The sequence below is a fragment of the Bacillus sp. AMCV2 genome (assembly GCF_056033925.1).
Window position 1 is genome coordinate 1,225,586 of sequence record NZ_JBVYIB010000002.1, and the last position, 19,710, is coordinate 1,245,295.

Annotated in this window: 23 protein-coding genes, 1 pseudogene and 1 riboswitch; of the genes and pseudogenes, 17 read left to right on the plus strand and 7 right to left on the minus strand. The window is 45.1% G+C overall.

Going from position 1 to position 19,710, the window contains the following annotated elements:
- Positions 1-97: 97 nt before the first annotated feature.
- Together AC0OMA_RS06435 and mecA are read left to right on the plus strand one after the other, a co-directional pair.
- A complete protein-coding gene (locus AC0OMA_RS06435) occupies positions 98-238 on the plus strand; it encodes a hypothetical protein (RefSeq protein ID WP_119122854.1) in 141 nt (46 codons plus the stop codon).
- Positions 205-861: an adaptor protein MecA gene (gene mecA, locus AC0OMA_RS06440; protein WP_015383354.1), complete on the plus strand. Its 657-nt coding sequence runs from the start codon at positions 205-207 to the stop codon at positions 859-861. The genes AC0OMA_RS06435 and mecA overlap by 34 nt, the downstream gene beginning before the upstream one ends.
- Here the strand turns inward: mecA and AC0OMA_RS06445 are convergent.
- Positions 856-977: pseudogene (locus AC0OMA_RS06445) on the minus strand (hypothetical protein). The gene mecA and the pseudogene AC0OMA_RS06445 sit on opposite strands and share 6 nt — an antisense overlap.
- A gap of 73 nt (positions 978-1,050) precedes the next feature.
- Here AC0OMA_RS06445 and coiA point away from each other — a divergent pair.
- A complete protein-coding gene (gene coiA / locus AC0OMA_RS06450) occupies positions 1,051-2,172 on the plus strand; it encodes a competence protein CoiA (protein WP_474222424.1) in 1,122 nt (373 codons plus the stop codon).
- 229 nt (positions 2,173-2,401) lie between these two features.
- Positions 2,402-4,231, plus strand: coding sequence for an oligoendopeptidase F (gene pepF / locus AC0OMA_RS06455; protein ID WP_003245178.1), 1,830 nt, complete (start codon positions 2,402-2,404; stop codon positions 4,229-4,231).
- Positions 4,232-4,268: 37 nt separating this feature from the next.
- Here the strand turns inward: pepF and AC0OMA_RS06460 are convergent, their stop codons facing one another.
- From AC0OMA_RS06460 to AC0OMA_RS06480, 5 genes are all read right to left on the minus strand, one after another.
- Positions 4,269-4,436: a hypothetical protein gene (locus tag AC0OMA_RS06460; protein ID WP_003244944.1), complete on the minus strand. Its 168-nt coding sequence runs from the start codon at positions 4,434-4,436 to the stop codon at positions 4,269-4,271.
- 314 nt (positions 4,437-4,750) lie between these two features.
- Complete coding sequence (gene spxH, locus AC0OMA_RS06465) at positions 4,751-5,650, minus strand: protease adaptor protein SpxH (RefSeq protein ID WP_003245184.1); 900 nt, start codon at positions 5,648-5,650, stop codon at positions 4,751-4,753.
- Complete coding sequence (locus AC0OMA_RS06470) at positions 5,647-6,045, minus strand: globin domain-containing protein (protein WP_003232928.1); 399 nt, start codon at positions 6,043-6,045, stop codon at positions 5,647-5,649. Before AC0OMA_RS06470 ends, spxH begins: the two co-directional genes overlap by 4 nt.
- A 254-nt stretch (positions 6,046-6,299) precedes the next feature.
- Positions 6,300-7,034, minus strand: coding sequence for a bifunctional muramidase/murein lytic transglycosylase (gene cwlQ, locus AC0OMA_RS06475; RefSeq protein WP_474221987.1), 735 nt, complete (start codon positions 7,032-7,034; stop codon positions 6,300-6,302).
- 14 nt (positions 7,035-7,048) lie between these two features.
- Positions 7,049-7,621, minus strand: a complete 573-nt coding sequence (locus AC0OMA_RS06480; protein ID WP_015252351.1) for a CYTH domain-containing protein — start codon at positions 7,619-7,621, stop codon at positions 7,049-7,051.
- A 124-nt stretch (positions 7,622-7,745) separates the two neighbouring features.
- Between AC0OMA_RS06480 and AC0OMA_RS06485 the strand changes: the two genes are divergently transcribed.
- Genes AC0OMA_RS06485 through AC0OMA_RS06500 form a run of 4 tightly spaced genes read left to right on the plus strand, consistent with a single transcriptional unit; the run spans position 7,746 to position 10,511 of the window.
- Positions 7,746-8,114 carry a UPF0738 family protein gene (locus AC0OMA_RS06485; protein ID WP_003232922.1) on the plus strand — a complete coding sequence of 123 codons (369 nt, stop codon included), beginning with the start codon at positions 7,746-7,748 and terminating at the stop codon, positions 8,112-8,114.
- Positions 8,115-8,142: 28 nt separating this feature from the next.
- The gene (yjbM, locus tag AC0OMA_RS06490; RefSeq protein ID WP_003245294.1) at positions 8,143-8,778 is read left to right on the plus strand and encodes a GTP diphosphokinase; all 636 of its coding nucleotides are present in this window, start codon (positions 8,143-8,145) and stop codon (positions 8,776-8,778) included.
- 18 nt (positions 8,779-8,796) lie between these two features.
- Positions 8,797-9,597: an NAD kinase gene (locus tag AC0OMA_RS06495; RefSeq protein ID WP_003232918.1), complete on the plus strand. Its 801-nt coding sequence runs from the start codon at positions 8,797-8,799 to the stop codon at positions 9,595-9,597.
- Positions 9,598-9,611: 14 nt separating this feature from the next.
- Positions 9,612-10,511: an RluA family pseudouridine synthase gene (locus AC0OMA_RS06500; RefSeq protein WP_474221988.1), complete on the plus strand. Its 900-nt coding sequence runs from the start codon at positions 9,612-9,614 to the stop codon at positions 10,509-10,511.
- 12 nt (positions 10,512-10,523) lie between these two features.
- On the opposite strand, the gene prpE is transcribed toward AC0OMA_RS06500, so the two are convergent.
- On the minus strand, positions 10,524-11,258 hold the full coding sequence (gene prpE / locus AC0OMA_RS06505; RefSeq protein WP_015383361.1) for a bis(5'-nucleosyl)-tetraphosphatase PrpE: 735 nt from the start codon (positions 11,256-11,258) through the stop codon (positions 10,524-10,526).
- A 232-nt stretch (positions 11,259-11,490) separates the two neighbouring features.
- Here prpE and AC0OMA_RS06510 point away from each other — a divergent pair, with 232 nt between their 5' ends.
- The 9 genes from AC0OMA_RS06510 (at position 11,491) to fabI (ending at position 19,699) form a co-directional block, all read left to right on the plus strand.
- Positions 11,491-13,335, plus strand: coding sequence for a monovalent cation:proton antiporter family protein (locus AC0OMA_RS06510; protein ID WP_015383362.1), 1,845 nt, complete (start codon positions 11,491-11,493; stop codon positions 13,333-13,335).
- Between the two features lie 61 nt (positions 13,336-13,396).
- Positions 13,397-13,505: riboswitch (TPP riboswitch) on the plus strand.
- A 78-nt stretch (positions 13,506-13,583) separates the two neighbouring features.
- Positions 13,584-14,294: a thiaminase II gene (tenA, locus tag AC0OMA_RS06515; RefSeq protein WP_015383363.1), complete on the plus strand. Its 711-nt coding sequence runs from the start codon at positions 13,584-13,586 to the stop codon at positions 14,292-14,294.
- Positions 14,269-14,886: a thiazole tautomerase TenI gene (gene tenI / locus AC0OMA_RS06520; protein ID WP_474221989.1), complete on the plus strand. Its 618-nt coding sequence runs from the start codon at positions 14,269-14,271 to the stop codon at positions 14,884-14,886. Before tenA ends, tenI begins: the two co-directional genes overlap by 26 nt.
- Complete coding sequence (thiO, locus tag AC0OMA_RS06525; RefSeq protein WP_474221990.1) at positions 14,870-15,979, plus strand: glycine oxidase ThiO; 1,110 nt, start codon at positions 14,870-14,872, stop codon at positions 15,977-15,979. Before tenI ends, thiO begins: the two co-directional genes overlap by 17 nt.
- A complete protein-coding gene (gene thiS / locus AC0OMA_RS06530; protein ID WP_072173897.1) occupies positions 15,979-16,179 on the plus strand; it encodes a sulfur carrier protein ThiS in 201 nt (66 codons plus the stop codon). Before thiO ends, thiS begins: the two co-directional genes overlap by 1 nt.
- Positions 16,176-16,946: a thiazole synthase gene (gene thiG, locus AC0OMA_RS06535; protein WP_010886483.1), complete on the plus strand. Its 771-nt coding sequence runs from the start codon at positions 16,176-16,178 to the stop codon at positions 16,944-16,946. Before thiS ends, thiG begins: the two co-directional genes overlap by 4 nt.
- The gene (gene thiF / locus AC0OMA_RS06540; RefSeq protein WP_047182439.1) at positions 16,943-17,953 is read left to right on the plus strand and encodes a thiazole biosynthesis adenylyltransferase ThiF; all 1,011 of its coding nucleotides are present in this window, start codon (positions 16,943-16,945) and stop codon (positions 17,951-17,953) included. The genes thiG and thiF overlap by 4 nt, the downstream gene beginning before the upstream one ends.
- An 18-nt stretch (positions 17,954-17,971) precedes the next feature.
- Entirely contained in the window at positions 17,972-18,787 is an 816-nt protein-coding gene (gene thiD, locus AC0OMA_RS06545; protein ID WP_251218232.1) for a bifunctional hydroxymethylpyrimidine kinase/phosphomethylpyrimidine kinase, read from the plus strand.
- Between the two features lie 135 nt (positions 18,788-18,922).
- A complete protein-coding gene (fabI, locus tag AC0OMA_RS06550; protein ID WP_003232896.1) occupies positions 18,923-19,699 on the plus strand; it encodes an enoyl-ACP reductase FabI in 777 nt (258 codons plus the stop codon).
- Positions 19,700-19,710: the final 11 nt, after the last annotated feature.

A 19,710-nucleotide genomic window follows, 5' to 3' on the forward strand; every position in this document is an offset into this window, starting at 1 on the left:
GCCGCCTGATCTGCCGTTTTTTAGGCAAAGGTGCATTTTTATTTCTTTTGTGACTGTTTTATCATAAAATAGAAATACAAAGGAATTCACACTGGCCTTGGTTAAGGTTAAGATGTGGACGGAATGGGTAAAGTGTAGTAAAGTACAATTAATCGGGAGCTTAGATGTCCCTTCAACATCTTATATAGAAGGGAAGGTTGGCAAATGGAAATTGAAAGAATTAACGAGCATACAGTAAAATTTTATATGTCTTACGGAGATATTGAAGATCGCGGTTTTGACAGAGAAGAAATTTGGTATAACCGTGAGCGCAGTGAAGAACTTTTCTGGGAAGTCATGGATGAAGTTCATGAAGAAGAGGAATTCGCTGTGGAAGGCCCACTTTGGATTCAAGTTCAGGCACTGGACAAAGGATTAGAAATCATCGTCACAAAAGCCCAGCTTTCCAAAGACGGACAAAAGCTCGAACTGCCGATTCCTGAGGATAAAAAGCAAGAACCAGCATCTGAGGATCTTGACGCCTTGCTGGATGATTTCCAGAAAGAAGAGCAAGCCGTCAATCAGGAAGAGAAGGAGCAAAAGCTTCAATTTGTCTTGCGATTTGGCGATTTTGAGGATGTTATTTCTCTATCTAATTTGAACGTTAACGGAAGCAAAACGACTTTATATTCGTTTGAGAACCGATATTATTTATATGTAGATTTTTGCAATATGACTGATGAAGAGGTTGAAAATCAGCTAAGCATCCTGCTGGAGTACGCAACTGAATCCTCAATCAGCATACACCGTCTTGAAGAGTACGGCAAGCTGATTATTTCAGAGCATGCTCTAGAAACGATAAAAAAACACTTTGCATCATAGCAAACCGATTTCCTTCCGGAAATCGGTTTTTTTTATGCACGAAAATGCCTTTTTAGAGATGTGAAAAATCAAAAACATATAGACAAGCAGAAATACAGCGAACAGGAGTTGATCATCTTTTCCAGAAAGTATACTTCATCTGGAAAGGAGAGATGACAATTGTTTAGTGCTGTGACTGAAGACGGCCAAATGTTTCACCTTTTAGGCGCTCAGCAAAACCAGAAATTAAAGCGGAGACGGTTCTTCTGTCCGGTATGCGGGGGAGAGCTAGCTGTGAAGCTCGGACTTCAAAAAGCGCCGCATTTTGCCCATAAACAGAACAAGTCCTGCTCCATAGACATCGAACCGGAAAGCGCCTACCACTTAGAAGGAAAAAGACAGCTGTATGTATGGCTGAAAATACAACGGGCTTCACCAATATTGGAGCCGTATATAAGGACAATCAACCAAAGACCGGACGTCATGGCAAGGATCAAGGAGCATATGCTTGCTGTTGAATATCAATGCGCCACTATCGCACCAAATGTCTTTCAGAAGCGGACAGAGGGCTTCAAACAAGAAGGAATCATCCCGCAGTGGATTATGGGATACAGCCGCTTAAAACGGACTGCTTCGTCCTTTTATCAGCTTTCAGCTTTTCATTGGCAGTTTATCAATGCAAGTCCATACAGAGAACTGATATGTTATTGTCCTGAAAGGCGTTCTTTTCTCCGGCTTAGCCACATCATTCCATTCTACACAAACCATTCTTATTCCTCAGTCCAAACGATCCCTATCCATCGGGCAGGTGTAGACGATCTTTTTTTCACTGAACCGAAACCCTCAATTCAATATTCAGGCTGGACGAAAGCGATTCACCGTTTTCGCCATAAACCCCATCGGTTTAACTCAAAGGAAACAAATCGCCTTAGGCTGCTGTTTTATGAGAAGCGGCAGACACCTTTTTCTTTTCTGCCGACTGAAGTGTTTGTTCCTGTTAGAAAAGGGGCAGTTTTTAAGAGTCCGGTTTTTGTGTGGCAGGGGTTTCTTTATTTGTTTATGTCGGATCTTGGAGGTAAACGTGCGCCAATTCATTTTTCAGCCGTTTTGCAGCAGTGCAAACTGCACATTCATAATAAGAACATTGCACTCAGGTTTGAATGCAGCGAAGAGTGTCTTTCAGAAGCGGTTAAACAGTATATTGATTTTTTGTGCAAGAAGGGATTTTTAAGGGAGACTCAGAAAGAAGTATATGTGCTGAATCAGCCTGCAGGTGGCATACACTCAATGCAGGATCTCATAGAAAGAGACCGCAGCTGTTTTATAGAATGAGTTTGTCTTATTTGGCTCACCCTAAGACAAAGGTGGTGGGCAGGCTGTGAAAGGCACAAAAGGAAAGGTTTTTCGTGTTTTTACTGCTTTTTTGGCATTCGTTCTCTTCATTACTGCATATGATTTGACAAAAGGCAGTGAAAAACCGGAAGATATTCACAACACAAGTTTATTGAGAAACAGCTGTTTTTTCAATTGGCTTGAATCAAAGAAGACGAGGGGGATCACCATGGCTGAGGAAAAAAAAGCAAACCAACTGCCTGACAGAAGTGAGGTAAAGGCAGAAGACACATGGAGACTTGAGGATATTTTTCCTAGTGATGAGGCCTGGAATAAAGAATTTCAAGCTGTAAAAGAATTAATTCCGAATTTATCTAAGTATAAAGGAAAGCTGGCAGATTCAGCTGATCATTTATACGAGGCTCTTACGTATCAAGATAAAGTGATGGAGCGGCTGGGTAGGCTGTACACATATGCGCATATGCGCTCTGACCAGGATACTGGGAACTCCTTTTACCAGGGGCTGAATGACAAGGCGGGAAACCTGTATACACAGGCCGCAAGCGCGACAGCTTATTTGGTTCCGGAGATTTTATCCATAGAAGAAGACAAACTGCAGCAGTTCATTCTCGAAAAAGAAGAATTGAAGCTGTACTCTCATGCGATTGAGGAGATTACAAAGGAACGTCCGCATGTGCTGAGCGAGAAGGAAGAGGCGCTGCTTGCTGAAGCCTCCGAGGTACTGGGGTCATCTTCAAATACATTCAGCGTGTTAAATAACGCAGATATAACGTTTCCGTCCATTAAAGACGAAGATGGGAATGAAAAACAGATCACTCACGGCAACTTTATTAATTTCTTGGAAAGTGAAAACCGTGAAGTCCGCAAAAATGCGTTTGACGCAGTGTATAAAACGTACGGACAATATAAAAACACAATGGCCACGACGCTTAGCGGCACTGTGAAAAAGGACAACTTCTACGCGAGAGTGAAGAAGTACAAGTCAGCGCGTGAGGCTGCGCTTTCTAACAACAGTATTCCTGAGGAAGTATACGATAACCTTGTTAAGACGATTAATAAGCATTTGCCGCTCCTGCACCGCTATATTGCGCTGAGAAAGAAAGTGCTTGAGCTTGATGAAGTGCATATCTATGACCTGTATACACCGCTTGTGAAAGATGCGGGGATGAAGGTGACATACGAGGAAGCCAAAGATTACATGCTGAAAGGCCTCGCACCTTTAGGGGAAGAATATGCCTCTATCCTAAAAGAAGGACTGGAAAACCGCTGGGTGGACGTTTACGAGAATAAAGGCAAACGCAATGGGGCTTATTCATCAGGAGCTTACGGCACGAATCCGTATATTTTGATGAACTGGCATAATAACGTCAATAATCTCTTTACGCTCGTGCACGAGTTTGGACATTCCGTACACAGCTACTATACGAGAAAGCACCAGCCTTATCCATACGGCAATTACAGTATCTTTGTCGCGGAAGTTGCTTCTACGACAAATGAAGCGCTCCTTGGCGAATATTTGCTGAACAATTTAGAGGATGAAAAACAGCGCTTATATATTCTCAACCATATGCTTGAGGGCTTCAGGGGAACGGTCTTCAGACAAACGATGTTCGCTGAATTTGAACATCTGATCCATACAAAGGCGCAAGAAGGCGAGCCGCTTACACCTGAGCTTCTGACAAATGTCTATTACGACCTGAATAAAAAGTATTTTGGAGACGGCATGGTGATTGATAAGGAAATCGGCCTTGAATGGTCGCGTATTCCGCACTTCTATTACAATTACTATGTGTATCAGTATGCGACAGGGTACAGCGCTGCCCAAGCATTAAGCAGCCAGATTTTGAAGGAAGGAAAGCCGGCGGTTGACCGTTATATTGACTTCCTGAAAGCGGGAAGCTCACAATACCCGATTGATGTCCTGAAAAAAGCGGGCGTTGATATGACGTCTCCAGAGCCAATCGAAGCCGCGTGCAAAATGTTTGAAGAAAAACTTGATGAAATGGAAGAGCTGCTGATGAAAGTCAAGCAGTCTTAAAAAAGTAAGCCTGTGCGGAAATGACGCACAGGCTTTTTTAAAACCCTTTAAAGGTTTTCCGGTGATTCAAGCGGTAGAGGGTAAACAAAATAGACAGAAACAGCAGAGGAGAGGTAATATAAAGCGGCAGCATATGCATCATGCCTAAGATATTCAGACAGAAAAAAACGGCAATGCACACAATTGAGATCAAAGTAGACATCATGGCGGTCCTCCTCGTCCTTTTTCCTTATAAGGATATGAGTGAATGCACTTCGTTATGTTTTGTGACAAAAATATGAACATTAAGCATAGAGGTTGTCAAAAGTCGACATCTTTTGTTATCATAAGGATGTGAAATTGATCACAAACAAACATTACCCCTTTGTTTGACCGTGAAAAATTTCTCCCATCCCCTTTGTTGTCGTTAAGACATATGAAACCGCGCTTATCCCGGCGCGGTTTCTTTAGTACTAAAAACAGAACGTATGTTTGGTTCGTGGCGTAAAAAAACAGCCTCAAGCATATGCACGCCTGCGGCTATTTTTCACATGATTGATATTCATCAGAATAAGTGCTGAGAGACTTCCAAAACATTCCGTGTTTGGCTTCCACCTTGGCAACCTTTTTAGCAAACGCCAGTTTTTTCATTTCTTTTTCTACCTCTTCAAGGCTCAGGTCATATACAAGAGCAATTTCCTTCGAGGCAACGAAGCGGAAATATTCAATAAAACATTCTAAAGGCGGTGTTTCCGACGGCTTCGGCTCGTCGCCAAGCATCTCAAATAAAATTTCTTCATATACATCATATGAGTAGCTGCCAGGAACTTTAAGCCCTTCATCCTCATGCTGCGTATTAAAAAACGTCAGTGTCGGATTAACAGAAACATCCATCTCAGCAGCAATTTTCATGTCACATTGAAGCGCCTTGACCGCGCTTTGAGAATGCAGATCTTTTTTGAATTCTTCAAGATCGAGACTTGTATTTTCAGCAATCTCCAAAAGCACGTTTTCATCCGTAATATTTTTCTTTGAAACAAATAGGCTCTCCTGCATATTTCTGAGAAATTGCATGCCGGCTTTTCGTCCTTGCAATTCGGCTGCTTTAAAAGCGAGAGCAGCCATATAAGGCGATGAAAGCGGCTGATCCTGTTCGAACCAGACATTGCCGTCACATGACATGCCAGAGCGGCTCGCGATCTTTTCCCATGCTTCTGCGAGAAGATGCTTTTTTCGCTTTTTATTTAAAGCGGTAAGGCTTGCGGAAGCGATAATGCGTAAGGTGAAAAAACGTCCGTATCTGATTTTCAGCTTTTTGATGACGGGCTCTAAGGACCAGCATTCAGGACATAAAGGGTCTACAAACATATAAATTTCAAGCGGTTTTTTTGGATGACCGTGGCAATGGGCGAAGTATAGCTCATGCTGATAGTTTGTCAAGATGATCGATCCTCCGCTTCCGTTTGATTCACCATATGCCTTGCTGTCAACTCCAGCCGGCCAAACAAAAACTCACGAATTTCGCCCTCTAGCCCTACATGGTCCATTGCGTCCTTCATACAGCTGAGCCACGCATCAGCTCTCTCGTTTGTAATTGGAAAGGGAAGATGCCTTGCTCTGAGCATAGGATGGCCGTGCTCCTCAGTATAAAGAGGAGGCCCGCCTAAATACTGAGTTAAAAATTGCTTCTGTTTCCTGGCGGTTTCTGTCAAATCGCTTGGAAAAATCGGCTTCAGCAAAGGATGAGACGCGACACGCTCATAAAAAGTATCAACAAGTTGCGATAGAAGTTCCTCTCCAATCGCTTCATAAGGTGCGTTAAACGATTGTCCCATGTTGACTACTCCTTTAAATATGGCTAATAGGAATCATAAATCCTATTGCAAAAAGTAATTTTCTGTATTTCATTGTTTCATCTAGGTTTATTTTAGCAACAAGGCATCATTTCTACAAACAAACTGCCTTTTTTGCGTATGATGACTCATTTCGGCTGACAGCCGGGGTTTGTATTTCATATCATATCACATAAAAATCAGGAATGCGTAAGATTTCACTTCGCAAAAAAACCAGAGGGAAAGAGCCCCTCTGGTTACGCGTAATAAGCTGAAGTTATTTTTTTTACATAGTTTTGCGTTTCTTGGAAAGGAGGAATGCCTCCGTATCGGTCAACATTTCCCGGTCCGGCGTTGTAAGCCGCTAATGCCATAGACACATTGCCGTCGTATTTATCCAGCATTTGTTTTAAATATTTCGTTCCGCCCTCCACATTTTGCTGTGGATCAAGCGGATTGGAAACGCCAAGTGAGCTTGCTGTTGACGGCATCAGCTGCATGAGGCCCATCGCGCCTGCTCCGCTGACCGCTTTTGCATTAAAGCCTGATTCCTGTTTGATGACGGCACGGATCAGTTTTTCATCAACGCCATATTTATCAGCGGCTTTTTTAATCGCACTGTCAATAGAAAAGTCTCCCGAACTGATCTGATTTGCTTCATGTTTGTTTGAAGCTGAATCTGCAGCAGCTGTTTCAGTGCTTTCTGCCGCTTTTGTGATTGAACCTGAATTGCTGCTCGTATATGAGTTAAGCCCATACGCTGAAAGCAGTGACGGCGCTGTTGTATTCGCGCTGTTCAGCATGCTGAGCGGGCTTGGCGATGAAGAAGGTGCTGATTGCTGAGATGCCAGACCGTTTGTATATTGGCTGAGCAAAGAGCTAAAACTTGAAAGCGGGCTTTCCGTATTCTGAGTGTCCGAGCTGCTGCGTGCATTAGATATGGACTGTAGTGCCTGAAGCTGAAGTGAAGCTGCCCAATTCGTTACATTCACGATGTCATTCCACCTTATATAGACTTTCTTTTTTCTTCATAAAAACGCAGAATTTTATTTTTGGTTTCGCGCTGAGGAATGCTGAATTGCTGAAGCAGCTTCTCGAAGGCTTGTCTGCCCTCATGCCAATCCGCCGCCTCAAATTCAATTTCATAGTCCTCTTTATTTAAATATCGGCTGTGGTCTAAAACTATTAAGCCTTTTTCTGTTTCTTTTTCCGCACGGTTTGTTGCTAAAGATCCAAAGTATTGAATGGCATCCGTATCGATCTGAAGCTTGTGCAGCTGGTCCTTCACAGGGCCCTCGGGAACTGAAAATCCAGCGAGATCTGATACCTCTGAAAGCTGCTGGTGCGTTTCCAGAAGCCCCACATCAGCCGGCTCCTTTAATGTAAGAACATACTTTCCGTTTTTTCTGCGGATACGAAGCGCAGCATGTTTTTGTTTCAGCGCGAAGCTGTCTGTATCAAAATAATGATTCTTTTGATCTGTAAAATCTTTTTCTGTCAGCTGGAGTGCCGCTGCTATGTTCTTGAATTCTTGTTTGGTCAGCATATTTTTAAATTCGATTTCAATTTCTTGGCTCATGATGCTCTTCCTTTCCGCCCTGTAAATCTTATTTTTACTATTATCTCTTTAGATGTTAGGTTTATCAATATCGAGCTCGATATGATAAAATGAATCTGTACTTTGTTTAAAAAAGGAGAGCATTATGCAAAACAGAATCGAAATTTTGAATGCAACATTATCGGATGATCAGCTTCGCCTTGCCTGTCAGACAGAAGGAAACGAAGCGGAACGCAAGCCGTCAGGTCAAATGCTTGTTGATTCTGACCACTTTGCTTTTGTATACATACTTGAATTAGCTGATTCTTTTGAATATGTCATTATAAAGGAACATGTATGGCCGGAACTGAAGCAGGCCCATGCACAAAAAATACCGGTTGTTTTAGAGGCAGGAGACCAAACAATTGAACTGGCAGGCCTGCATGAGGAGCTGGAATATCTTTTAGAAAATATAAAGGATAATGCAAACTACGGAGAAGAAATGGAAGAAAAAGTGAAACGCGTGTTTTTATAGAAACTGGTTCGGAATTGGGGGATGTATGATGGATGACAAACAATGGGAGCGTTTTTTAGTGCCGTACCGCCAGGCTGTCGAAGAGTTGAAAGTGAAGCTCAAGGGGATCCGCACACTATATGAATACGAGGACGACCATTCACCGATCGAATTTGTGACCGGACGCGTCAAGCCTGTGGCGAGCATACTTGAAAAAGCGAGACGGAAAAGCATACCGCTGCATGAAATTGAAACCATGCAGGACATTGCTGGCCTTAGAATCATGTGCCAATTTGTCGATGACATCCAAATCGTAAAAGAGATGCTTTTTGCCAGAAAAGATTTCACCGTCGTGGATCAGAGAGATTATATTGCGGAACATAAAGAGAGCGGATACCGGTCATACCATCTTGTTGTGCTGTACCCTTTGCAGACGGTATCCGGAGAAAAGCATGTTCTCGTGGAAATACAGATCCGTACACTGGCGATGAATTTTTGGGCGACCATTGAGCATTCATTGAATTATAAATACAGCGGAAACATTCCTGAAAAAGTAAAACTAAGGCTTCAGCGCGCTTCTGAAGCGGCTTCCCGGCTTGATGAAGAGATGTCGGAGATCAGGGGTGAAGTACAGGAAGCTCAAGCTGCCTTTTCAAGAAAGAAAAAAGGAAGCGAGCAACAATAGGTAAAGGGGAAGAAGAGCATGAAATTTGCCGTATCATCAAAAGGAGATCAAGTTTCTGATACGCTGAAAAGCAAAATACAGGCGTATTTATTGGATTTTGATATGGAACTGGATGAAAATGAACCGGAAATCGTTATTTCAGTCGGAGGCGACGGAACGCTTTTGTATGCTTTTCACAGATACAGCGACCGCTTGGACAAAACAGCATTTGTCGGCGTTCACACAGGTCATCTGGGTTTTTATGCCGACTGGGTTCCTCATGAAATTGAAAAACTTGTTCTTGCCATCGCGAAAACGCCGTATCATACAGTCGAATATCCGCTTCTCGAAGTCATTGTGACCTATCACGAAAACGAGCGGGAAGAAAGATACTTAGCTTTGAATGAATGTACGATTAAAAGCATCGAAGGAAGCCTTGTTGCAGATGTGGAAATCAAAGGGCAGCTCTTTGAAACCTTCCGGGGCGACGGCCTCTGCCTGTCAACTCCATCAGGCAGCACAGCCTACAATAAGGCGCTGGGCGGAGCGATTATCCATCCCTCTATCAGGGCGATCCAGCTTGCGGAAATGGCTTCAATTAATAACCGCGTGTTCCGTACGGTCGGGTCACCTCTGCTTCTCCCATCCCATCATGATTGCATGATTAAGCCGAGAAACGAAGTTGACTTTCAAGTGACGATTGACCATTTAACCCTTCTCCATAAAGATGTAAAGTCGATCCGCTGCCAGGTTGCATCCGAAAAAGTGCGGTTTGCGAGATTCCGTCCGTTTCCATTTTGGAAAAGAGTCCAGGATTCGTTTATTGGAAAAGGTGAATAGAAAGAGGACATATCGTGGAGCATTTTTTTATCAGAAAGAACATTACTTCCGCTGAGGACGGGATGACTGTAAAAGAATATGCCGGTGAACTGGGAATTTCGAAACGTCTGCTGACCGATATTAAGTTTGGCGGGGGAGACATGCTGATCAACGGTGAGCATGTGACGGTTAAATACGTTTTGAAAGAGGGAGATCTTCTTATCGTGAAGTTTCCTGAGGAACAGGTGAGCGAGACGCTGTTGGCAGAGCCTGTTCCGCTCGATATCCTTTATGAGGATGAACATGTGCTTGTGATAAACAAACAGCCGTATGTGTCATCAATCCCTTCGAGAGAGCATCCCTCCGGCAGCATTGCCAATGGAATTATTGATCATTATCAAACAACCGGAGTGAGGGCGACAGTACATCTTGTCACCCGGCTAGACCGGGATACATCTGGTGTCATGCTTGTTGCCAAGCATCGATTTGCCCACTCCATTTTATCGTCTGCGCAAAAAAAAGGCCTTGTGAAACGCCGGTATGCGGCAGTGGTTCACGGGCGGATGGCACAGATGGAGGGAACAGTCGATGCTCCGATTGGCAGACATCCTGACAGTATTATTGAACGGACGGTAACACCGGACGGCCAGAAGGCTGTTACTCATTTTTACGTCACATGTGCAAATGATGACATGACCTCGGTGGCATTGCAGCTTGAGACTGGACGAACCCATCAAATTCGTGTTCATATGAGCTATCTCGGGCACCCGTTGTGCGGCGATACACTGTACGGCGGAACGAGACAGGAAATTGGCCGGCAGGCTCTGCACAGCGAGCATCTTTCGTTTATCCATCCGCTGACACAGGAGAACATGACGTTTCATGCTCCACTGCCTCAGGACATGAGAAAACTGATAAAAGGAGAGAATCATTGATTCTCTCCTTTTTTATATGGGGCGAAATCTTGATTCGTCGTAAGGCAGGGAGCTTGGAACAGAGACGGTTTCTATTTCTGGAAAGCGAAAGCCTGTCAGTTGATTTCCGAACACGCAGCCTGTATCAATGTTGATGGTGCGATTGACCTTCCGAGGCTCTTTCACAGGTGTATGACCGTATACCACCCAAGCCTTTCCATTATAGGCTGCCGCCCAATCACGTCTGACGGGTCTGCCGTCCGGATATGTTTCACCCGTCACGTCACCGTAAAGCACAAAGTCCTTCACTCTGCGGGTATATTTGCCGATATCGTCAGCTCTTATGCCAGCATGGGCGACAACTAATTCTCCATTATGTAAGATGTCGTAAAGCGGCGCTGTTTCGTACAGCTTCATAAACTGTTCACTGACTGCTTTTCTCTCATCTTTGGAAAGTTCCTCAAGCTCTGCCGCTGTTGTTTCGAGACCATGCATCACTTTTACCGGATTTCCTTTTAAGTAACGATATAATTTATTGCAATGGTTTCCCGGGACATAACGTACAGCGCCTTTTTCGTAAGCGCCTGCTACAAATCGGATGACCTCTATCGATTTAGGCCCTCTGTCAGTTAAATCTCCGGCAAAAACAAGCACCCTGCCTTCTTCGTGGACAGGTACTCCATTTTTGATTGTATAGCCAAGCTTCTGGATTAATGCAGTCATTTCGTCATAGCAGCCATGAATATCGCTGATGATATCGTAAGCCATGCGGTATCCTCCTTACCGATTGTTTTATTTATTATGAAGCAAAGTGTTGTGAGTCATCACAAGCTTTTATGTGCAAATTATAGAAGAATCATTTTCTAAACAGGATTAAGACCATATTACTTTATTTTTCATCATCACCCTTGTTAAAATCGCGTTATGTTTTTTAAAAATGAGGTTTTGTTCTTTGAGTGAGAACTGGCATAACCCTGATCTAAAGAAGGAGGTTCTTATTATGGCGCATACATCTGTCGCATCTTTAGTTGTTGTACTTATCGTTGCATTTTTGACACCCATCCTTTTGCATCGGTTTAAACTCAGCATCCCGGTTGTTGTTGCTGAAATCATTATGGGGCTGATTATTGGGAAAAGCGGCCTTAATTTAGTTGTGGAGGGTGACACCTGGCTCCAGACACTTTCTATGCTTGGGTTTATCTTTTTAATGTTTTTAAGCGGGCTTGAAATTGATTTTTCATCGTTTGAGAAAGGGAAGAAAAAGCAGTTCCTGCCGAACGGCAAGGAAGCGCCTAATACGTTTGCTGCGGCATCTATTATTTTTGTCGGCATTTTTATTTTATCATTGCTCTTGTCCTATGGGTTCGTCTTGGCTGGATTTATCCAAAATGCTTTTTTAATGACCCTGATTATTTCAACGATATCGTTAGGCGTTGTCGTTCCAACATTAAAAGAAGAACGGATCATGAATTCAAATATCGGGCAGATTATTTTGCTTGTTGCTGTTATTGCTGATTTGGCCACGATGATTCTTCTTGCTGTTTTTTCTTCTTTATACGGAGAGGACAGCGGAAACATGTGGCTCCTGATGATTCTGTTTGCGGCCGGAGTGGTGCTATACTTTTTCGGCCGGGTCTTTAAACATCGCTCTTTTGTTCAGTCCATGTCAAAAGGGACGATCCAGATCGGGACGCGTGCCATTTTTACGTTAATTATTGTACTCGTTGCCCTGTCTGAATCACTTGGGGCGGAAAATATTCTCGGCGCTTTCTTAGCGGGGGTTCTCGTTTCCCTGCTTTCGCCAAACAAAGAACTTGTTCAGCAGCTGGATTCATTTGGTTATGGGTTCTTAATACCGATTTTCTTTGTGATGGTCGGTGTGAAGCTGGATATTTGGACTCTTTTTCAGGATAAAACAATTTTAATCATGATTCCGCTCCTGCTGCTGGCGCTGTTAGTCAGCAAAATCATTCCTGTCATGTACTTAAAGAAGTGGTATGATAACCGAACCATTTTCGCGTCTGGTTTCTTGCTGACATCAACGCTTTCGCTCGTGATTGCCGCTGCAACAATCGGCCAGCAGCTTCACGTGATCAGTGCAAATATGTCAGGAGCGCTAATTTTAGTAGCCGTCATTGCAAGTATTTTTACGCCGATCTGTTTTAAAAAATTATACAAACGGGAAGAGCAGCCGGAGGAGAAAAAGACGATTACGTTCATCGGCGCCAATCAAATGACTTTGCCTGTTACACTCGAATTGCCAGAGGAAGAGTATGACGTGCGTGTTGTACACGTCTACCAAGAGAATGCAGAGGAAAAGCTGTCAGAATCAGTGTTTGCTGTTGAAACAATTTCTGACTATGAACACGAGACGCTTGAATCACTCGGCATTTTTGAAACGGATATCCTCGTTGTGGCGACAGGAAATGAAGATATGAATGCAGACATTGCATTACTTGCAAAAGAAAAAGGCACAGAAAGAGTCATTGCAAGCGTAGGATCACCGGAGCATGAAGCAGCTCTGAAGGAGCAGGGAATCAGCATCTTTTCTATTCTGCTGTCGACAAAAACGTTGCTTCGCGCACTGATTGAAGCGCCTGGCGTCATGAAGCTGCTCACGAACCAGGAGTCTTCACTGTATCAAATTAATATGGAGAACAGTAAATACGACGGTGTGATTTTACGGGAATTCCCTTTAACAGGTGACGTCATCTTTGTCAGGATTTTCAGAGGTGTGGACAGCATTGTTCCTCATGGGGATACAAGGCTGAAACTGGGAGATCGCTTAATTGTCACCGGATCTCGGGGGTACGTAACGGATCTTAAGAAAACATTGGAAGGATAAATCTTGACCAAATAAGGATTCGTGTTAATATAGAGGTGCAGAACAATTCAATATGTATTCGTTTAACCACTAGGGGTGTCCTTCATAAGGACTGAGATAAAAGTGTGACTTTTAGACCCTCATAACTTGAACAGGTTCAGACCTGCGTAGGGAAGTGGAGCGGTATTTGTGTTATTTTACTATGCCAATTCCAAACCACTTTTCCTTGCGGGAAAGTGGTTTTTTTATTTTCAGAGGGGGAATGATTTGTGAAGTTTTCAGAAGAATGCCGCAGCGCAGCCGCAGAATGGTGGGAGGGGAGCTTTGTCCATCCGTTCGTTCAAGGAATCGGTGACGGAACGCTTCCGATTGACCGTTTTAAATACTACGTACTTCAGGATTCCTATTACTTAACGCATTTTGCAAAGGTGCAGTCATTTGGCGCAGCTTATGCGAAGGACCTTTTTACAACGGGGAGGATGGCAAGCCATGCCCAAGGTACATATGAGGCGGAAATGGCGCTTCATCGCGAGTTTGCCGAGCTGTTGGAAATCAGCGAGGAAGAGCGTAAGGCGTTTAAGCCGTCTCCTACGGCGTACTCTTATACATCCCATATGTACCGTTCGGTTTTGAGTGGGAATTTCGCTGAAATCTTAGCGGCCTTGCTGCCATGCTACTGGCTCTATTACGAGGTTGGTGAGAAATTGCTGCATTGCGATCCTGGGCATCCGATTTATCAAAAGTGGATTGGGACGTACGGCGGTGACTGGTTTAGACAACAGGTTGAGGAGCAAATCAACCGCTTTGATGAGCTGGCGGAAAACAGCACGGAGGAAGTGCGTGCCAAGATGAAAGAGAATTTTGTCATCTCCAGCTTCTATGAATATCAATTTTGGGGAATGGCCTATCAAAAAGAAGGCTGGTCGGAGCGCGGCATAAAAGAGGTGGAGGAATGTGGAGCTTCACGCCATAACGGATAACTGCAAGCCGGTAGAAGAGCTAGCGAGAACCATCATTTCGATTCAGAATGAAGTTGATTTTATTCACATTCGGGAACGCTCAAAATCGGCGGCAGATATTCTGAAACTGCTCGAGCTTATTTTTGAAGGCGGTATAGATAAACGAAAACTGGTGATGAACGGGCGCGTGGATATTGCGCTTTTTTCTACGATTCATCGCGTGCAGCTGCCAAGCAGCAGCTTTTCGCCGAAGCAGGTAAGAGCCAGATTTCCTCACCTTCATATCGGGCGGTCCGTGCATTCACTGGAGGAAGCGGTTCAAGCAGAAAAGGAAGACGCAGACTACGTGTTGTTCGGCCATGTGTTTGAAACAGATTGCAAAAAGGGTCTTGAAGGCAGAGGTGTGTCTTTGCTGTCAGATATTAAACAGCGGATTTCCATCCCGGTTATTGCCATCGGCGGAATGACGCCAGACAGATTAAGAGACGTAAAACAAGCAGGAGCAGATGGCATCGCTGTCATGTCGGGAATTTTTTCTTCCGCTGACCCTTTGGAAGCTGCCAGACGATATTCCCGCAAGCTAAAGGAGATGCGCTATGAAAAGGCATTATGATGCAGTTGTCATTGGAGGCGGAATTATCGGTTCCGCGATTGCTTATCATTTGGCAAAGGAAAACAAAAGCACCGCATTGTTTGAAAGCGGAACAATGGGCAGCAGAACGACAAGTGCCGCTGCCGGAATGCTGGGCGCCCATGCCGAATGCGAGGAACGTGACGCGTTTTTTGATTTCGCCATGCACAGTCAGCGTCTGTACAAAGGTCTTGGAGAAGAGCTTTATGCATTATCTGGTGTGGATATCAGGCAGCATAACGGCGGTATGTTTAAGCTTGCATTTTCTGAAGAAGATGTGCTGCAGCTGAGACAGATGGACGATTTGGACTCTGTCAGCTGGTATTCAAAAGAAGAGGTGTTAGAAAAAGAGCCGTATGCGTCAGGTGACATCTTTGGTGCATCTTTTATTCAGGATGATGTGCATGTGGAGCCTTATTTTGTTTGCAAGGCATATGTGAAAGCAGCAAAAATGCTTGGGGCGGAGATTTTTGAGCATACGCCCGTCCTGCATGTCGAACGTGACGGTGAAGCCCTGTCCATCAAGACCCCTAGTGGAGACGTATGGGCTAATCATGTTGTCGTTGCCAGCGGGGTGTGGAGCGGAATGTTTTTTAAACAGCTCGGACTGAACAATGCTTTTCTCCCTGTAAAAGGGGAGTGCCTGTCCGTTTGGAATGATGATATCCCGCTGACAAAAACGCTTTATCATGACCATTGCTATATCGTACCGAGAAAAAGCGGCAGACTGGTTGTCGGCGCGACAATGAAGCCGGGGGACTGGAGTGAAACACCAGATCTTGGCGGATTGGAATCGGTTATGAAAAAAGCAAAAACGATGCTGCCGGCTATACAGAATATGAAGGTGGATCGTTTTTGGGCGGGACTCCGGCCGGGAACAAAGGATGGAAAACCGTACATCGGCAGACATCCTGAGGACAGCCGTATTTTATTTGCGGCTGGTCATTTCAGAAATGGCATCCTGCTTGCTCCCGCAACGGGCGCTTTGATCAGTGATCTCATCATGAATAAAGAGGTCAACCAAGACTGGCTGCACGCATTCCGAATTGATCGCAAGGAGGCGGTTCAGATATGATGCTACAGCTGAACGGTAAAGACGTGAAGTGGGAAAAAGACACAGGTACAATTCAAGACCTGCTGGCGTCGTATCAGCTTGAAAATAAAATCGTTATCGTGGAAAGAAATAAAGAAATAATCGGGAAAGAACGCTATCACGAGGTTGAGCTTTGTGATCGTGATGTCATTGAAATTGTCCATTTTGTAGGAGGCGGATGAGCATGTTAACGATTGGCGGAAAATCATTTCAATCAAGATTGCTGCTAGGCACGGGGAAATACCCATCGTTTGACATTCAAAAGGAAGCAGTAGCTGTTTCTGAGTCTGATATTTTAACATTTGCTGTAAGGAGAATGAACATCTTTGAAGCATCTCAGCCGAATTTTCTGGAACAGCTTGATTTATCCAAATATACGCTTTTGCCGAATACAGCGGGCGCCAGTACTGCTGAAGAAGCGGTTCGGATTGCAAGGCTGGCAAAAGCGTCAGGCCTTTGTGACATGATTAAAGTTGAAGTCATCGGATGCAGCCGTTCCTTGCTGCCTGACCCTGTTGAGACATTAAAAGCGTCTGAACAGCTTCTTGAAGAAGGCTTTATTGTGCTCCCGTACACGTCGGATGACGTTGTGCTGGCGAGAAAGCTGGAAGAGCTCGGCGTTCATGCCATCATGCCGGGTGCATCTCCGATTGGATCGGGACAAGGAATCTTAAATCCTTTGAATCTGTCATTTATTATTGAACAGGCGAAAGTGCCGGTCATCGTGGATGCTGGAATCGGCTCGCCTAAAGATGCGGCATACGCAATGGAGCTTGGAGCGGATGGCGTACTGCTCAATACGGCTGTATCGGGCGCTGACGATCCTGTGAAAATGGCTCGTGCCATGAAGCTCGCGGTGGAAGCAGGACGCCTTTCTTATGAGGCGGGCCGAATCCCGCTTAAGCAATACGGAACGGCAAGCAGTCCGGGAGAAGGTCTTCCTGTATGACGGGCAGGTATTCAAGGCAGAAGCTGTTTGCTCCGATCGGCTCATCCGGCCAGAAAAAATTGAAAGAAGCGCGCGCCGTGATTATCGGCGCCGGCGCGCTCGGAACAGCCAGTGCAGAAATGCTGGTGAGAGCGGGAGTCGGCTCTGTGAAAATTGCCGACAGAGATTATGTGGAATGGAGCAACCTCCAGCGCCAGCAGCTGTATACAGAAGATGATGTCAAAAAAGAAATGCCGAAAGCAGCCGCTGCGGAGCGCCGTCTCCGTTCGATTAACAGCGATGTTGATGTGACCGGCCTTGTCATGGATGTGACAGCAGAAAATATCTTCGAGCTGATTAGGGATGCATCGATTATTGTGGATGCGGCTGATAATTTTGAAACCCGCCTGATCGTAAATGATGCTGCGGTAAAGGAAGGGATTCCTTTTCTTTACGGTGCCTGTGTAGGGAGCTACGGCCTCACCTTTACCGTGGTGCCGGGTTCTACTCCTTGCCTGCATTGCTTGCTCGATACACTTCCGATTGGCGGAGCAACATGTGACACAGCCGGCATCATCAGTCCGGCTGTTTTGCAGGTAGCAGTCTTTCAGGTAACAGATGCGTTGAAGCTGCTGACGGGAGAGGAGTGCGAGCCGGTGCTGCGCTCCTTTGACTTGTGGAAAAACGAGCGGTCAGAAGTGAGAGCGGCCAGTCTCAAACATGACGCATGCCCAAGCTGCGGCACAAAGGATTTTCCGTTTTTGTCATATGAAAATCAAACAAAAGCGGCTGTATTGTGCGGCAGGAACACGGTGCAGATCAGATCATCTGTTACAAAAGAAGCGGATCTTGAAGCGCTTGCCGGTCAGCTGAGACAGGCCGGGCTTGAAGTAGCTGCGAACCCGTATTTAATTTCTTGCCGCTCGGATGATATGAAAATGGTGCTGTTCCGGGACGGCAGAGCTTTGATCCATGGAACAAATGATGTTGCCCGGGCAAAATCCATTTATCATAAATGGATCGGGTAATAAAAGGAGTGTAGTGTAGTGAGTATATATAAAGCATTGACAATCGCCGGATCAGATTCAGGCGGCGGCGCGGGGATACAGGCTGATATTAAAACCTTTCAAGAGCTTGATGTATTCGGAATGTCTGCGATTACGGCGGTAACCGCTCAAAATACGCTTGGCGTTCATGGGGTGCATCCGCTGACTGTAGAGGCGTTGAGACAGCAAATTGACGCTGTTGCTGAGGATTTGAGGCCGGATGCAGTAAAAACGGGAATGCTCTGGAATGCCGACATGATTGAAGAAGTGGCGAGAAAAATTGACGAGTACGGATTCAATCGTGTAATTGTTGATCCGGTTATGATCGCAAAGGGCGGGGCATCCTTGCTGCGTGATGAGTCAGTTGCCACCTTAAAGGAGTTGCTCATTCCAAGAAGCTACGCGATTACGCCGAATGTCCCGGAAGCAGAAACGCTGACAGGAATGACAATCAGCTCGCTGGATGACCGAAAAAAAGCAGCGGAGCAGCTCGTCAAGATGGGTGCGCGGCATGTCATTATCAAAGGCGGGCACCAGCCTGAGGACAATCACATTACTGACCTTCTTTTTGATGGCAGCATGTTTATGCAAATCACCCATCCTTATATCAATACGAAGCATACGCATGGCACAGGCTGCACCTTTGCTGCGGCTTTAACGGCCCAAACGGCTAAAGGAGACAGCATCCATCAGGCATTTGAGGTTGCGGCCAACTTTGTCCGCGAAGCGGTGGAAAATACGCTTGGCATCGGGTCGGGACACGGGCCGACAAACCATTTCGCTTTTAAACGAAATAGCTTAAATACAAGCCGATGAGATCACCAGCTGATGGTGATCTCTTTTGCGTTTGCTACGGTATGCGCTTTTCATCTGGACAAGGTTATGATATGATAGGAATTAAGATCAGGTACTAATACTATGTCTTTATTAAATATAGGAGGCTTTATACATATGAATTTTTCACTTGAAGGCCGCAACATTGTTGTGATGGGGGTAGCCAACAAACGCAGCATCGCCTGGGGCATTGCGCGTTCTTTACATGAAGCGGGCGCACGTTTGATTTTCACATACGCTGGTGAACGCCTGGAGAAATCCGTTCACGAGCTTGCCGGAACGTTAGACCGCAATGATTCCATTATCCTTCCTTGCGATGTAACAAACGACGCAGAAATCGAAACTTGCTTCGCAAGCATTAAGGAGCAGGTCGGTGTAATCCACGGTATCGCGCATTGTATCGCGTTTGCCAACAAAGAAGAACTTGTCGGCGAATACTTAAACACAAATCGTGACGGCTTCCTTTTGGCTCATAACATCAGCTCATATTCTCTGACTGCTGTTGTCAAAGCGGCACGCCCGATGATGACTGAAGGCGGAAGCATTGTCACTTTGACGTACCTTGGCGGAGAGCTTGTGATGCCAAACTACAACGTCATGGGTGTAGCAAAAGCTTCTCTTGATGCAAGTGTGAAATATTTAGCTGCTGACTTAGGAAAAGAAAATATCCGCGTCAACAGCATTTCTGCTGGCCCGATCAGAACATTATCTGCTAAAGGCATCAGCGATTTCAACTCTATCTTAAAAGACATCGAAGAGCGTGCACCGCTTCGCCGCACGACAACACCTGAAGAGGTGGGCGATACAGCTGCGTTCTTGTTCAGCGATATGTCCCGCGGGATTACAGGTGAAAATCTTCACGTTGATTCAGGTTTCCATATCACTGCCCGCTAAGCTGGAACTAT

Bases quoted from the DNA above. Each gene is read 5' to 3' on its own strand.
- AC0OMA_RS06480 (WP_015252351.1), bottom strand. From the start codon at position 7,621: ATGAGCCAAGAAATTGAAATCGAATTTAAAAATATGCTGACCAAACAA.
- AC0OMA_RS06485 (WP_003232922.1), top strand. From the start codon at position 7,746: ATGCAAAACAGAATCGAAATTTTGAATGCAACATTATCGGATGATCAG.
- AC0OMA_RS06510 (WP_015383362.1), top strand. From the start codon at position 11,491: ATGGCGCATACATCTGTCGCATCTTTAGTTGTTGTACTTATCGTTGCA.
- AC0OMA_RS06495 (WP_003232918.1), top strand. From the start codon at position 8,797: ATGAAATTTGCCGTATCATCAAAAGGAGATCAAGTTTCTGATACGCTG.
- AC0OMA_RS06460 (WP_003244944.1), bottom strand. From the start codon at position 4,436: ATGATGTCTACTTTGATCTCAATTGTGTGCATTGCCGTTTTTTTCTGT.
- prpE (WP_015383361.1), bottom strand. From the start codon at position 11,258: ATGGCTTACGATATCATCAGCGATATTCATGGCTGCTATGACGAAATG.
- coiA (WP_474222424.1), top strand. From the start codon at position 1,051: ATGTTTCACCTTTTAGGCGCTCAGCAAAACCAGAAATTAAAGCGGAGA.
- thiS (WP_072173897.1), top strand. From the start codon at position 15,979: ATGCTACAGCTGAACGGTAAAGACGTGAAGTGGGAAAAAGACACAGGT.
- yjbM (WP_003245294.1), top strand. From the start codon at position 8,143: ATGGATGACAAACAATGGGAGCGTTTTTTAGTGCCGTACCGCCAGGCT.
- pepF (WP_003245178.1), top strand. From the start codon at position 2,402: ATGGCTGAGGAAAAAAAAGCAAACCAACTGCCTGACAGAAGTGAGGTA.
- thiG (WP_010886483.1), top strand. From the start codon at position 16,176: ATGAGCATGTTAACGATTGGCGGAAAATCATTTCAATCAAGATTGCTG.
- fabI (WP_003232896.1), top strand. From the start codon at position 18,923: ATGAATTTTTCACTTGAAGGCCGCAACATTGTTGTGATGGGGGTAGCC.
- AC0OMA_RS06470 (WP_003232928.1), bottom strand. From the start codon at position 6,045: ATGGGACAATCGTTTAACGCACCTTATGAAGCGATTGGAGAGGAACTT.
- thiO (WP_474221990.1), top strand. From the start codon at position 14,870: ATGAAAAGGCATTATGATGCAGTTGTCATTGGAGGCGGAATTATCGGT.
- thiF (WP_047182439.1), top strand. From the start codon at position 16,943: ATGACGGGCAGGTATTCAAGGCAGAAGCTGTTTGCTCCGATCGGCTCA.
- mecA (WP_015383354.1), top strand. From the start codon at position 205: ATGGAAATTGAAAGAATTAACGAGCATACAGTAAAATTTTATATGTCT.